A 14667-nucleotide genomic window follows, 5' to 3' on the forward strand; every position below is an offset into this window, starting at 1 on the left:
TTGGTAAAATTTTCTTTATGTGCGAATCGTTCGAGTATGATTCCTTTAAATGCATTTTATATTTAAATAAAAGCACCAAAGCCAATATTCATAATTTAAACTTTGAATTTTAAATTAGAATAACAAATTGTTGGTTGTATATGTGATGATTAGTTTAATTTATTGGAATTAATCGACTTTTGAATAATATGTGAAATCGTTTCAAAGGCATGGTTGTCTTTATTTATAAACGGATTAGCATGTATATCTTTCATTTGGTGACTGATTAAATCATTTAAGAGCGCTTTTGAATCACTATATCTGACTGTAGAAAGAGAATGCATAACATCTTCATAAACACCGCGTTCACTCACATATTTTTCATGGTCAGGCGTATATTGGCAGACAGTTTTATCAATCGTAAGTGCATCAAAAATAAGTGAAGAATAGTCTGTTAATACTGTATCTGAAACTAACAATAAATCTTGAACTTCAATATGTGATGGCGCAATGATAGCATTTTCAGGTATATAGTTAGATTGATCGTTGATATGTCCTTTAAAGATAACATTATATTTATTCAATAAGCCATCACTCATTGGTAACAAATCGGTTGCTTCATTTGCTGCTTTCCATGTAGGAACATAAAGTAATGTTTGTTTTTGAGGATCTAGTTTTAATTCTTTCTTTATAAATGAGATATATGGTTGATCAGATTGTTTATCTAACAGATATCTAATTCTCGGATACCCACAATTTAATAAGTGTGTGTGTTGTTGGGGAAACGCAGACTTGAAATGTTCCATAATGGCTCCGGAATCACTGATGAAGTAATCTTGTTGCAACCATTTATTATATTTGCGTGCACGATAATTATAGATATTGAGATTCTCATTAGGTTCATGACTATCTAAAAATAGTTTTTTAATAGGTGTGCCATGCCATAGTTGTATAATTGTACCATTTGGTTTGATATCATCAGGGATATCGTTTTCTAAAATAACCACACTTGCTGTTTCTATTAGATTTTTTGATTTCGCGTCATTTGGATCGATAAAATTAGGGCCATTTACATCATTCGTTATAAAAAATATAGGTAATTTAGAAAAGTACTTTGCAAAATGATTAAATAAATAGCGAGAATTACCTCGAAATCCATAATCAAAACCTAAAAAGACGATATGATTTTTAACTTTCGATTTATCTTTCTTATAAATATAACTGCTTTCATAATGTTTTTTTTCGTAATGACGATGAACTAAAGTATAAATCCAATGTGGAAGTTTGAATTTAGTATTTTTAAGCACTTTATCTGTAAATCGAATGTCATCATGATTAGGCGCTAGTGTTTCACTATTTTTAAATGGTATCGAGTGTTTATGTTCAAAGGCTAATTTGTTTAAATTGAATTTAGTAGTGTTTAATGGCGTGAATGCTTGAATGTAATCCCATATAGCACTACTGGTTGTAAAAGCATGTTTGAAATTGAAAACGACATGGCTATCTGTTACGACATCATCTTGCAAAAGTGATAATAATGCTAAGTCAAATATATTATTAATAGTATAATTGTTTATTATTTTTTGAGTGGTTTCTATATGGAAAATAATATTTGGAAAATGATTTAGATTATCCATCCAATCATTAAAAGTGATTTCGGCTTTACCAAAATATCGGCAATCATTTAAATATTGTTGATTGATTGTATAATCTGCAACGATAGTGACCGGTTTTAGTGTAACTGCGTCTAACATCGATTGATAAATTTCACTATTTTGATCTATATATACAAAGTGAGTATATCCTTGTGCTGTAGCTTTCTCAAGGTCCTTTACGAAAAGGTCCCACGTTGAAACTTCTATTTGCTTTATCATTTATAATCCCTCGATTTAAATATTATTATCCTTATTTTATCATTTAATACGTCATAGATAAAAGAAACTTCAATATTCATATTAGGATTGAAGAATTGCGTTTGAGATGATGTATATTCAATTGGAATTTATTAGAAAAATAAAAAACTTTAATTTTAGGCTATTAATTTTTGGGAAATTATTGTATTTTACTTAAAGGAAATGTTATAATTTATGTGAAATAATTCACAAAAGGAAGATGATTAATTAATTTAAGTATAGGAAGTGAGTATAAATGTTTGTAGAAAGTATTAACCCCTTTAACAATGTATTATTATCCAGTATTGTAGCCGCTATCCCTATCATTTTATTTTTATTATGCTTAACCATTTTCAAAATGAAAGGGATATATGCTTCAATTACGACATTAGTAGTTACATTGATACTTGCAATAACGATATTCAAATTGCCTATGAATATCGCAACAGGTGCATCAATTGAAGGATTTTTCCAAGGCATCATTCCAATTGGTTATATTGTGATTATGGCAGTGCTGTTATATAAGGTTACAAATGAAACTGGGCAATTTGATAAGATTCAAGATAGTATTGCGAGTGTATCGCAAGATCATCGTATTCAATTATTGCTCATAGGTTTTGCGTTTAATGGATTTTTAGAAGGTGCAGCAGGTTTTGGTGTGCCGATTGCCATATGTGCCTTGTTATTAACTCAATTAGGCTTTAAACCTTTAGAAGCTGCAATGTTATGTTTAATTGCTAATGCTTCAGCTGGTGCATTTGGAGCAATTGGCTTGCCTGTAACAGTGATTGATACACTTGGTTTACCAAGTGATGTTACAGGATTTGCGGTTTCTCAAATGTCTGCTTTAACTTTATCGATTATGAATATGTTTATCCCATTTTTATTAGTATGGATTATTGACGGTTTTAAAGGTATTAAAGAAACGTTACCAGCAATCCTTATTGTTGGTGGAACTTTTACGATATTACAAGCTTTGATTACGGTGTTTATTGGACCAGAACTAGCTGATATTATCCCACCGTTAGTATCAATGTTAGCGTTAGCCTTATATTCTAAAAAACATCAGCCTAAAAATATATTTAGGTTGAAAGATAGTGGAGAACCTAAGTCTATTGTAAAACATAATTTTAAAACTTTAATATATGCATGGAGTCCATTTGTGATTTTAACAGCATTAGTTATGATTTGGAGTGCACCACAATTTAAAGCGTTGTTCTCACCTAATGGTGCGTTGAGCGCATTAGTATTTAATATTCAACTACCAGGTACGTATAGTGACATTGCTGACAAAGCAATTACATTACCACTCAATATCATTGGACAAACTGGTACAGCGATTTTATTAGTAATTTTAATAACTATATTAATGTCAAAACAAGTGAACATGCTTGATGCAACACGCTTATTAAAATTAACTTTTAAAGAATTATGGTTACCTATTATTACAATTTGTATTATTTTAATTATTTCTAAATTGATGACTTATGCAGGTTTAAGTAATGCTTTAGGTGAAGGTATTGCTAAAGCAGGATCAATCTTCCCGCTATTGTCACCTATCTTAGGTTGGATTGGCGTATTTTTAACTGGTTCTGTGACAAATAATAATACACTATTTGCTCCGATACAGTCAGCGGTAGCTAATAATATTGGTACAAGCGGTGCATTGCTTGTATCTGCAAATACAGTAGGTGGTGTAGCAGCGAAATTAATTTCACCACAATCCATTGCGATTGCAACTGCATCTGTACAACAAGTAGGTAAAGAATCAGAGTTATTAAAAATGACGTTACGCTATAGTTTTGCATTTATTATCTTTATATGTTTATGGACTTTCATGTTGAACTTTATCATTCATTAAAGCATCATCGTGGTTATGGTTGTTAGTAAGATGCCTGTGATTATGGCATATTACAGATGATTAGGTTTATTGTAATAAAATATAAAGATCGAAATAAAAAAGAAGCCGTTTGGCTTCTTTTTTTATTTCGATGCAATCATCATTTGAAAGTAATGGTAGACTGAATCTGATGAAAATAATTGGACGGTTTGATACCCATTTTCTATGATGGATTGTTTATTAAATTCCTGATTGATAAGTCTGAGTAGTTTATTAGAAAGATCTTTTACATTTCCATGCGATACGAGGTATCCATTGACGTTATTTTGTATCAGAGCGTCTGGTCCTGCATTACCATCAAAACTAACCACGACATTACCTTGATTCATAGCTTCTAAAATTACCATTCCGAACCCTTCATTACGAGAAGGGACGACTGTAATATCACTTTTAGCTAATTTTTCGTTTAATTGCTGAGTTGAACCATAAAGTTTTACGATATCTGCTAGTTGGTGCTCTATGACTAATTGTTGTAAAAGCTCATGCTCTTTTCCGTCACCATAGATGTGTATTTGATATTTAAAACGTCTGACTTCTTGTTGAATAGGTATGATACTTTGAATTAATAGGTCGAATCCTTTTTCGTATTCTAGTCGTCCTGCGGCAGTAATGATTTTTTCTTTTGATATTGAGAGACGGGGCTCATTTAAAATGTTGGGTATGACATAAACAGGAGTTTGAACAATAGATTCATATTTACTTTTATCACTTTCTGTTAGTGTGGTTATTTTGTCTAAATATTGATAAGCATCTAAGATTTCTTGTTGTAGGGCATCGTTATGTGCTTCAAAATTCATATGTTCCATACCTATTTTCTCTACATTTTGTGGACCATAGTGAGCAATTAATATATTAAAACTCGCACGTGTACCAATGAGCATATCAGTGGAAACATTGCGTATTGCTTGAATCATTTTCTTTTCTATATAACGTGAAAACTGATAAAGACCTGGTTCATATTGTGAAATTAATTTTGGTCTAGAAAACGGAGTGTATTTGCGGATTCTATTAAAAAATATAGCTTTAATATTTAAAAAATGTAACTGATAGTCTGTTAAAGCACGAACTTTAATAGATTTATGTAGTTTGAAATAAGGTTTAGAAGCCCCCTTGAAAACGGAAATGATTTCAACCTTATGACCTTTTTCGGCTAAAACATTAGCTAATTGAGAAATAGATTTAACAGTACCACCCATAGCATAAACATTATGCGTAAAAAAAGTGATAGATTTCATTGGAATACCTCCAAAAGTATAAGAATTAAATTAAAATTTATTATAGCATGAAATTTAAGAGAGTGATAAAGTAATGAATGTTATGTGTGACACAATGTAATTTAATTTTAAGTGTCTAATGTTAATTGCAATTTAAGTCGTCTCATAGCTATTATAGTTAACAGGTATTAACATAATTTGAGTAGAATTACTGAAAGCCCTTTTTTCATAGGACAATAACGTATATAATTAGAAGTGTGACAAAAGATTCTGCTATTTTTTTAACATTTAGTATAATTATAGTAGATTAAGATTTAAATTATTCACTATAGAAAACGCTTTATCATGGCTGTGATTTTCCTAGATAAAGATAACGTGTCTATAAACATATATAAAAGGGGGACTGTGTTTGTTATGAGTAAACAACATAGCAAAATAGATGTCATATTAATTGGCGGCGGTATCATGAGCGCAACACTAGGAACGTTATTAAAAGAACTTGCACCTGAGAAAGATATTAAAATGTTTGAAAGATTATCTACACCAGCAGAAGAAAGTTCAAATGCGTGGAATAATGCAGGAACAGGGCATTCTGCATTATGCGAATTAAATTATACAAACGAAAACAAAGATGGATCAATCGATATTTCTAAAGCTGTTAAAATTAATGAACAGTTTCAAATTACAAAGCAATTTTGGAATTATCTTGTTAAGCAAGGTCAATTATCAAAACCTGAAGCCTTTATTAAGCCTGTGCCGCATATGAGTTTTGTACAGGGTGTACGCAATGTAGATTTTTTAAGAAGACGTGTAGAAAGATTAAATAAAAATATTTTATTTAGTAATATGGAAATTACAGATGACAAAGCGCAAATTTCTGAATGGGCACCGTTGATTATGGAAGGGCGTACATCCAATATACCAATGGCTATTACATATGATAAAACGGGGACAGATGTGAATTTTAGTGCGTTAACAAAAAAATTATTTTCAAATTTAGAAGATAAACATGTAGAACTTAATTACGAACATGAAGTAGAAAACCTAAGTCAACGTAAGGATGGCACTTGGGAAGTTAAAGTGAAAGATTTGAAAACGGATGAAGTGACAATAGTGGAAAGTGATTTTGTGTTTATTGGTGCCGGTGGTGCTAGTTTACCTTTATTACAAAAAACAGGTATCAAGGAATCTAAACATATTGGTGGATTCCCAGTAAGTGGTCTGTTCTTAGTATGTAGAGATGAGGCTATCACATCAAAACATCTTGCTAAAGTTTATGGAAAAGCAGCTGTTGGTGCGCCGCCAATGTCAGTACCACATTTAGATACACGCTATATTGATGGCAAACGTACATTATTGTTTGGGCCATTTGCTGGTTTTTCACCTAAATTTTTAAAGACTGGTTCAAATATGGATTTAATAAAATCAGTGAAACCAAACAACCTTATTACAATGCTATCGGCAGGAATTAAAGAAATGAACTTAACTAAATATTTAATTTCTCAACTCACATTATCAAATGAAGAGAGAATGGAAGATTTACGTCAATTTGTGCCAAATGCAAAAAGCGAAAACTGGGAAATTGTGGTTGCTGGACAACGTGTACAAGTCATTAAAGATACAGATAAAGGAAAAGGCACGTTACAATTTGGTACAGAAGTCATTACTTCCGAAGATGGTTCTTTAGCAGCATTGTTAGGTGCCTCTCCAGGTGCTTCAACTGCTGTTGACATCATGTTAGATGTACTTCAACGTTGTTATAAACAAGAATTTAACAATTGGGAAGAAAAAGTTAAAGAAATAGTGCCTTCATTCGGTATGAAATTATCGGAAAATGAAGCTCTATACACTCAAATTAATAAAGAAATAACTAAAAACTTAAAGATTAATTAATAGATATAGTACACTCATTTTAACAAATGAGAAGCTTGGGAGATAAATAGCCATAGTCAAAGTAAGAGCGCTAATCCACAAAGGATTAGCGCTTTTTTGTATTTAAAATCTCAAGGTTTTAATTGTGTATGTTTGCTAGAAAATATTGTAGCCTGTTATGAGCTTTAACTCATAAAATTCATAGGTATCAACTCACTTGTTACATTATTATTTATGGATGGTAACAGTGAATGTCGTACCTTCATATTTCGTACTTGCTACTTCAATTGTACCATTGTGTAATTCAAAAATTGCTTTCGCAATAGCTAAGCCTAAGCCATTGCTATTATCATGATTGCTTGCTTTATAGAAACGCTCAAATAGACGAGATTGGGTTTCTGGTGTCATGCCTTGACCATCATCAGTGATATTAAAATGAATTTGATCGGTATCATGTGTGAGTGTAATATCAATTGTACCCCCTTGTTCAGAATATTTGATCGGGTTCGTTATTAAGTTTTGAAAAGCTTGATTTAGTAAGCGCTCATTCCCAATTATAGATACATTAGCTAAATCAGACATAATGATTAAATCTTTTTGATTCGTCGCAAATTGTTCATGGCGTATAATCTGTTTAATCAGTTTATTAAGTTCGATGTTGTCAGTTAATTCTAGATGTTCGCCATTATCAATTTCTGATAATAATAAAAGTTCTTTGGTTAATTCACTAAGCTGTGTTGTAATTTGGTATATTTCATCGATATATTGTTCACGAGCTGTTGCGTCTTTAGCGAATTTTAATTGATCAAGTAAATGATGAATATGTGTTAATGGTGTTTTGATCTCATGTGAAACATTTTGAACAAAGTGCTGTCTCATGTCATCGACTTGTTTTAAAGAGAGTCTCATTTTATCAAATCGATATTGTAATGTGCCAAATTCATCATTACGTTTAATGTCTATCGGTACATCAAAATTGCCTTCCATTAACCTTTCAGTCGCTTGTTTTAACTGTTGTATCGGTTTAATAATCATATAAGTTGAAGAAATAACCCAAATGATTGAGATGACTAATAAGAGTGTAATTAATATGACTAAGAAAATTCTAAATTCACTAAAAGTTTTTCCGATGTCTGGTCTCATAAAAACAGCATAATTTTGACCATTGGATTGAAATTGCACACCCACAGTATTTTGAGTAGTATTTTCAAAAAATCCAGTGATAAAAGGGTTGTAGGGCAAATTTCTTATCCCATGATAATCATGGCCATTTAACACAGATTTAATGTTTTTAGAGTCAACATTATCTTTTCTAAATGCAGTGCCATAATAAGACTTTTTGCCATTTTCTGAGACGGTCATCACTTGATAATTCATTTGTCCAAGATGTTTGAAAAAGGGTTTTGGCATTTGTATCTTAGATTCTTTTTCATAGGAAATAGCATCTTTTAATGTTCTCATTATTTTTGCATCATTATTCTCTTTTAAATGATTGTGATAAATAATGTTAGTTAATAGAAAACTAAGCAATGCACTCGATAGTAAAATGACGACATTATAAATAGCAATACGTGAATATAGTGATTTAAACATTGTCATCAACCTTGTATCCTAAGCCACGTACTGTATGAATCGTAATCGTAGCTCCTAACTTTGACAATCGCTTTCTCAAACGTTTAATGTGTACGTCAACAGTCCGTTCATCACCTTCATAGTCAAAGCCCCAAATTTTTTCAATCAAATCGTCACGGTTAAATACTTGTTTTGGATGTGAAGCAAGTAAGAATAAGAGTTGAAACTCTTTATTTGGTAAGTTCATTGATTTAGTAGAAGATTGAAGTTCTAAATAAGCTTGATTGAGCGTGAGATTTCCAACTTTCAATTCATTATTAGCATTTATATTATACCGTTTTAATACTGCTTTTATTCTAAAGATAAGCTCTTTTACTTCAAATGGCTTAGTAACATAATCGTCTGTACCAGTTAAATAGGCTTGTTCCTTATCACTAAGTGCGTCTCTTGCTGTTAACATAATGACAGGCATTTCAAAATCTTCTTTTAAAACTTTACATAGTTCAAAACCACTCATGCCAGGCATCATTACATCGACGATAGCAATATCAACCTGATGTGTATCTAAATACGACAGTGCGTTTTCAGCACTTGATTGTGTCACAACATCTAGTCCTTCTCGTGAAATATAATTTGAAACATATTCTAAAATTTTACTGTCATCATCGACAATTAAACAAGTTGTCATGCTCAAAATCTCCTTAATCATTTTACAGACATTATATATGGAAAAATTTAACTTAACAAATAGGAAATAATTTAAAAAGTTAATCATAGTTCATATTGAGTTCATATAAAGACCTTAAACTTTAAATATAAGTTCTTGAAAGGGAGTGAAACACTATGAAATTGGCATGGCAAGAGATAAAATATTATAAATTTCGTTATATATTAATCATGTTAATTATATTGTTATTAGGTGTTATGGTTTTATTTATTAGTGGGTTGGCACAAGGTTTAGCAAGAGAAAATATTTCTATGTTAGATAATATGAAGTCAGAAAAATATGTGATGCAAAATAACAAAACACCACAAATCGAAAAATCAATTATTAAACCAGAACAGCAAGAGAAAATTGAAGATATTAGTGGACAGTCACCTTTAAAAATAGCATCTCAAACTTTGAAAATTGATAAAGATGAAGAAGATGTTGTTATGACGAATACAGTGAAAAATGAAAAACCAGAATTGTCAGAAGGACATTATCCTAAAAAAGACAATGAAGTTGCAATTAATAGTAAATTAACTGCAAGTGGGGTAGATGTTGGAGACAACATTAAAATTAAAGACGGTGAAACGTTAAAAGTATCAGGTATTTTGGATGACACAATGTATGCTCATAGTTCAGTGGTTATGATGAATAATAGCGGATTTGATAAATTGAATAAAAATGTAAGTACCGTTTATCCAGTTCAAGATATGTCACAAAAACAGATAAATAAATTAGAAGATATTAATGGTATCGATGTATTTACGGAAGACGACATCACGAATGAAATACCGAGTTATCAAGCAGAACAAGCACCACTTAATATGATGATAGTTAGCTTGTTTGTCATTTCTGCTATAGTTCTCAGTGCATTCTTCTATGTTATGACGATACAAAAAATTCCAGAAATTGGTATTTTAAAAGCAATTGGTATCAAAACAAGACATTTACTAAGTGCTTTAGTATTACAAATATTAATAACTACAATGGTTGCAGTGATAATTGCTGTTGCATTAATTAGTGGTTTATCATTAATAATGCCAATTTCTATGCCTTTCCACGTAACTGTTGCGAATATATTATTAGTCGTAGGCATTTTCATCGTTGTTGCAATTGTTGGCGCAGCACTATCATTTATTAAATTATTTAAAGTAGACCCTATTGAAGCTATCGGAGGTGGAGAATAATGAGTTTACAAGTTAAAGATATAAAAAAATCCTTTGGGAAAGGTTCTTCCGAAACTAAAGTTTTAAAAGGGATTAATTTTGAAGTGAATGAAGGAGAATTTGTAATTTTAAACGGTGCTTCAGGCTCAGGTAAAACAACGCTTTTAACTATTTTAGGTGGGCTATTGTCACAAAGTGGTGGTGAAATATTATATAATGGTGAGCATTTATATGATAGTGATAAAAAAGCTTCTGAGCTAAGACTAAATGAAATTGGATTTATATTTCAATCTTCACACTTAGTACCTTATTTAAAAGTTAAAGATCAGTTAACAACAATAGGTAAAGAAGCAGGTATGTCTAAAAAAGAAGCCACTGATAGATCAGAAAAACTATTAACACAAATCGGTTTAGCAGAACAGCTCAACGTATTTCCACACACACTTTCAGGCGGACAAAAGCAACGTGTTGCCATCATGAGATCATTGATGAATCATCCGAAAATAATCTTAGCTGACGAACCAACTGCAAGTTTAGACGCTGAACGTGCCACAGAAGTGATAGATATGATTAAAAATCAAATTCAAAGTAAAAATATGATTGGTATTATGATAACGCACGATAAAAGACTATTTGATTATGCTGATAGAGTCATCGAATTAGATGATGGTGTCATCGTTGATCAATAGTATAATTAAATGAGCCGTAATATAATTATGATTCCTAAATCAATGGAGTGGGACAGAAATCTTTTAATAAAATTAGACTTCTGTCCCACTCTTTTTCTATGAAGAAAACACTATATTCTATTGTAAATAGGATGCACAAATTATTTTGTGTATAGTGGCTTTAAATGGATGGAATATGCCACAACGCCATCATACTTGCCCAAAATAACACTACAAAGTAACAAGTTAGTAAAAGCTTATATTGGTACATGATTGCTAAAAAATCCCTAATTAATGCAATTTCAAAGAAATGATAAGGTGTATGACTGCCGACACCTTTTAAGTTGAGGTTTAATTTTTGTCCAAACCTTAAAGCGCGCATAATATGAAATTGACTTGTGACACATAGGATACTTGGTTCATATCTATATAATTGTTGAATGAGCACTTTTGTATATTTAAGGTTTTCTAAAGTGCTCGTAGACTGGTCTTCAAGTACTATCATTGAAGGATTAATATTTCTTTGGACTAAGTATCGATACATAGCCAAGGCCTCTGAAATTGGTTCGTCAGGACCTTGTCCACCACTTACAATGAGTCGAGCATTTGGATTTAAATGGTGTAATGCTATAGCTTTGTTTAATCTTTTAGCTAGCATAGGTGTTACTTGATCAGTAAAAATACCTGCGCCTAATACCAATATGACATCAAAGTCTTCTTTGTATGTAACATTTGAAAATGCAGATGTGCAAAGCGCATAACAAATGAAGGTGAAACATGCACTAAATGCAATAGCAGCTAACCAATAAAAAATCACATTGATACCTACAGGTATTAGACTAATATAAGCACAAGCAATCATAAACAGTAATACTCTATATGCAATAGCATACAAACGGCGCAAAAAAAGTGCGCTTAATCTATGTTTAAATAAATGATGATGTTTGATGTGTATTAACAACACGCCAACAAACATAGTGAATATGAGTGGCATAGGCAAAGATAACTTACCTACATGTAAGATGATTACAAAGTAACCTAAAATAATTTGAATTACAAAAAAAGTTAAATTAGTAGTGAATTTGAAATTTTTAATCATAGCAATAAAACCACATAAAATAATTAAACTTATAATTAAAGACAACGTATACATGGTTCACCCCGAAAGTTTATAATATTTTAAATGTAGAGCAATTATTAAAATTAATCAAATTTTAATGGTATTGTATTTTGTAATTTTGCTAGATTTAACAATTAAAAACGCAGTGAATACAAATTTCTGCTTTTATACCATCTCGAATATTGATATTATTAACATAATATAAAAAAATAACGTTTACTTATGTGAGCTAGAATAGTAGAGGTGCGAGAAGTTATGGTTAAAAATTTAAGTAGTCATATTGATTTTATGGGTGAATTTATAAATGATGTGAATACTTTGTTAGCTAAATTGTTAAAAGAATTAAGAGAAGACTATAACGTATCAAAAGAGCAGGCCAATGTTATATTAATGTTAGAAAACGAAAAAACCATGACGCTAACTGAAATAACTGAAAGACAAGGCGTAAATAAAGCTGCCGTTAGCCGGAGAATCAAAAAATTAATACAAGCAGAAGTAGTTCAATGGGAGAAAGCAGAAGAAAATACAGATCAAAGATTAAAATATATTAAATTAACAGAAAGAGGCAAACAATTTAATAAACAAAGTAAGGAAATTATCAATACGATTGTCAGTGATATTTTACACGACTTGTCTGATGAACAAATCGAACAAGCACGTTATGTTTTAGAAATTATTGACCAAAGATTAAAAAATTTCAATTTGAAGCACAGTATTTAATAGTATAAGCAATGAAAGTATTTAAAAGCAAAGCTAAATACATTTAATTAAAATCATGCTTCAACAACCGGAATGACGTACCCAAGTTAAAATGATTCATTTGAAGTGCATAATTAAAAGCTTAAGCTATATAAGATGAAAGAAAAAATCATAGAAGATATAAGAAGACATTGGACTAATGATGTATATCTTTTACTGATTTATATACATATAATAGAAATAAGGTAGCGTAAAAATAAATTTCACTTAATTAAAACATTACAAAAAATTGGTGGAAATGGCTTGATAAAGCCATATAGTTTATAAATATATTATGTTAAAATAACGGAATAATGTAAAAAATAAGGACTGAGCGTGGTGATAAAATGCAAAAGTGCCCTAAATGTGGGGGAAATATAAGGATAGGACAACGAAGATGTAGTCATTGTGGCTATCGTATAGAGTCGACAAGTAACGAAAAAATGACTCGAACTTCAAAAGAAAACAAAAAAACTGTTAATAACAAAGCAAGGAAAATTATTCCCTGGGGTATTGCAGCTTTTATCATTATTCTACTGGTGATTATATTTATCTTATTGAAAAATTTTAATTCTCCGGAAGCACAATCGGAAATATTAATTAATGCTGTAGATAATAATGATACTCAAAAATTATCAACCTTATTAAGCACACAAAATAATAGTGTGGATGAAAATGAGGCTAAAGCTTATATTAAATATATAAAAAAAGAAGTTGGCATGAAACAATATACAAAAGATATTAAACAAAAAATAGCTTCTTTAAATAATAATGAGACGAGTGAGGAAGACTTTGTAACAGCCAAAAATGGTGAAAAAGTTTTGCGTATCAGTAAAAATGGGCGACGTTACTTAATATTTGATAATATGAGTTTTACAGCCCCTACAAAAGAAGCGATTGTAAAGCCTAAGTACGATACAACTTACAAATTCAAAGCAAATGATAAACAAAGAACAGTAAATGCACAAAAGAATAAGACGACAGTAATCGGTGAATTTATACCAGGTGATTATGTCATAGAATCTAAAAAAGAGATGGCTAACGGACAGTTTAGCGGTGAACTCAAATTTAATTTTAATAATAGTAATCATGAGACAGTTGATGTATCTGAAGATTTTAATGAAGCTTATATCGTTTTAGATTTGAAAGGTGCATCAGAAATAGATAAAGATACTGTTAAAGTGAAAGTGAATGATAAAACATATGACTATACGAATAATAAAGAAATAGGGCCATATCCTAAAACACAAGAATTAACAGTTTCTGCTGAAGGAGAAGCGAAGAAAAAGACATTTAAATCAGCCGAAACGACTGTTAAAACGGATAACTTGAAAGATAAAACATATGTAACATTAAACTTTGATAGTGATGAAATTCAAGACTATGTAGATAAAAAAGAAAAAGAAGAAAATAGCTTTAGAAATAAGGTGGTTCGTTTTTTCGGTAATTATACGGCTGCAATGAATAATGCACACAGTCAAAGTAACTTTAATTTAGTTTCATCTTATTTGAAAAAAAATACCAATAACTATAAATCTATAAAAAATAATGTGAAAGAAAATGCTATTTTTTATTTACCTCAGCCACAAATTACTGAAATTGTGAGACAGGGCGAAACATATTATATTACTGCTCAGACTGTCAAAGAAAACGGACAATATGGTGAAGTGAATTACCAACTTGAAGGCGATGATGATGCCAGTAACCTTAAAGTTGTGAAATATTCGGAAGAGTAATGTAAAGGTATGTTTGCTATTAGCACTATAATATATGTAGTAGTGGATAAGCAGAGTAATCTGAAAATAAGCCAACGCTGACTCATGAATAGGTGTCAATT

The 14667-nt window shown here is 30.8% G+C and carries 11 protein-coding genes; 6 read left to right on the plus strand and 5 right to left on the minus strand.

The window, feature by feature from the left end:
- Positions 1–149: 149 nt before the first annotated feature.
- Positions 150–1853, minus strand: coding sequence for a CDP-glycerol glycerophosphotransferase family protein (locus tag NST87_RS02885; RefSeq protein ID WP_040030000.1), 1704 nt, complete (start codon positions 1851–1853; stop codon positions 150–152).
- A gap of 274 nt (positions 1854–2127) precedes the next feature.
- Between NST87_RS02885 and NST87_RS02890 the strand changes: the two genes are divergently transcribed.
- Entirely contained in the window at positions 2128–3732 is a 1605-nt protein-coding gene (locus NST87_RS02890) for an L-lactate permease (RefSeq protein WP_019468859.1), read from the plus strand.
- 122 nt (positions 3733–3854) lie between these two features.
- On the opposite strand, the gene NST87_RS02895 is transcribed toward NST87_RS02890, so the two are convergent.
- The gene (locus NST87_RS02895) at positions 3855–5006 is read right to left on the minus strand and encodes a glycosyltransferase family 4 protein (RefSeq protein WP_019468860.1); all 1152 of its coding nucleotides are present in this window, start codon (positions 5004–5006) and stop codon (positions 3855–3857) included.
- A 393-nt stretch (positions 5007–5399) separates the two neighbouring features.
- On the opposite strand from NST87_RS02895, the gene mqo reads away from it, so the two are divergent.
- On the plus strand, positions 5400–6878 hold the full coding sequence (mqo, locus tag NST87_RS02900; RefSeq protein WP_019468861.1) for a malate dehydrogenase (quinone): 1479 nt from the start codon (positions 5400–5402) through the stop codon (positions 6876–6878).
- A 207-nt stretch (positions 6879–7085) separates the two neighbouring features.
- On the opposite strand, the gene NST87_RS02905 is transcribed toward mqo, so the two are convergent.
- Both NST87_RS02905 and NST87_RS02910 read right to left on the minus strand, forming a co-directional pair.
- Positions 7086–8450, minus strand: a complete 1365-nt coding sequence (locus tag NST87_RS02905; protein WP_026034776.1) for a sensor histidine kinase — start codon at positions 8448–8450, stop codon at positions 7086–7088.
- Positions 8443–9117, minus strand: coding sequence for a response regulator transcription factor (locus NST87_RS02910; RefSeq protein WP_019468863.1), 675 nt, complete (start codon positions 9115–9117; stop codon positions 8443–8445). The genes NST87_RS02905 and NST87_RS02910 overlap by 8 nt, the downstream gene beginning before the upstream one ends.
- A gap of 155 nt (positions 9118–9272) precedes the next feature.
- Between NST87_RS02910 and NST87_RS02915 the strand changes: the two genes are divergently transcribed.
- Positions 9273–10325 (plus strand): ABC transporter permease, encoded by a 1053-nt coding sequence (locus NST87_RS02915; protein WP_019468864.1) that lies wholly within the window; start codon positions 9273–9275, stop codon positions 10323–10325.
- Complete coding sequence (locus NST87_RS02920; protein ID WP_019468865.1) at positions 10325–10993, plus strand: ABC transporter ATP-binding protein; 669 nt, start codon at positions 10325–10327, stop codon at positions 10991–10993. The genes NST87_RS02915 and NST87_RS02920 overlap by 1 nt, the downstream gene beginning before the upstream one ends.
- A 160-nt stretch (positions 10994–11153) precedes the next feature.
- Here the strand turns inward: NST87_RS02920 and NST87_RS02925 are convergent, their stop codons facing one another.
- Complete coding sequence (locus NST87_RS02925) at positions 11154–12125, minus strand: YdcF family protein (protein ID WP_019468866.1); 972 nt, start codon at positions 12123–12125, stop codon at positions 11154–11156.
- Between the two features lie 222 nt (positions 12126–12347).
- Here NST87_RS02925 and NST87_RS02930 point away from each other — a divergent pair, with 222 nt between their 5' ends.
- Positions 12348–12812 carry a MarR family winged helix-turn-helix transcriptional regulator gene (locus NST87_RS02930; RefSeq protein ID WP_019468867.1) on the plus strand — a complete coding sequence of 155 codons (465 nt, stop codon included), beginning with the start codon at positions 12348–12350 and terminating at the stop codon, positions 12810–12812.
- 461 nt (positions 12813–13273) lie between these two features.
- A complete protein-coding gene (locus NST87_RS02935; RefSeq protein WP_019468868.1) occupies positions 13274–14566 on the plus strand; it encodes a TcaA NTF2-like domain-containing protein in 1293 nt (430 codons plus the stop codon).
- Positions 14567–14667 lie beyond the last annotated feature (101 nt).

It is taken from the genome of Staphylococcus sp. FSL W8-0271 (genome assembly GCF_038006605.1).
GTDB classification, from domain to species: domain Bacteria; phylum Bacillota; class Bacilli; order Staphylococcales; family Staphylococcaceae; genus Staphylococcus; species Staphylococcus cohnii.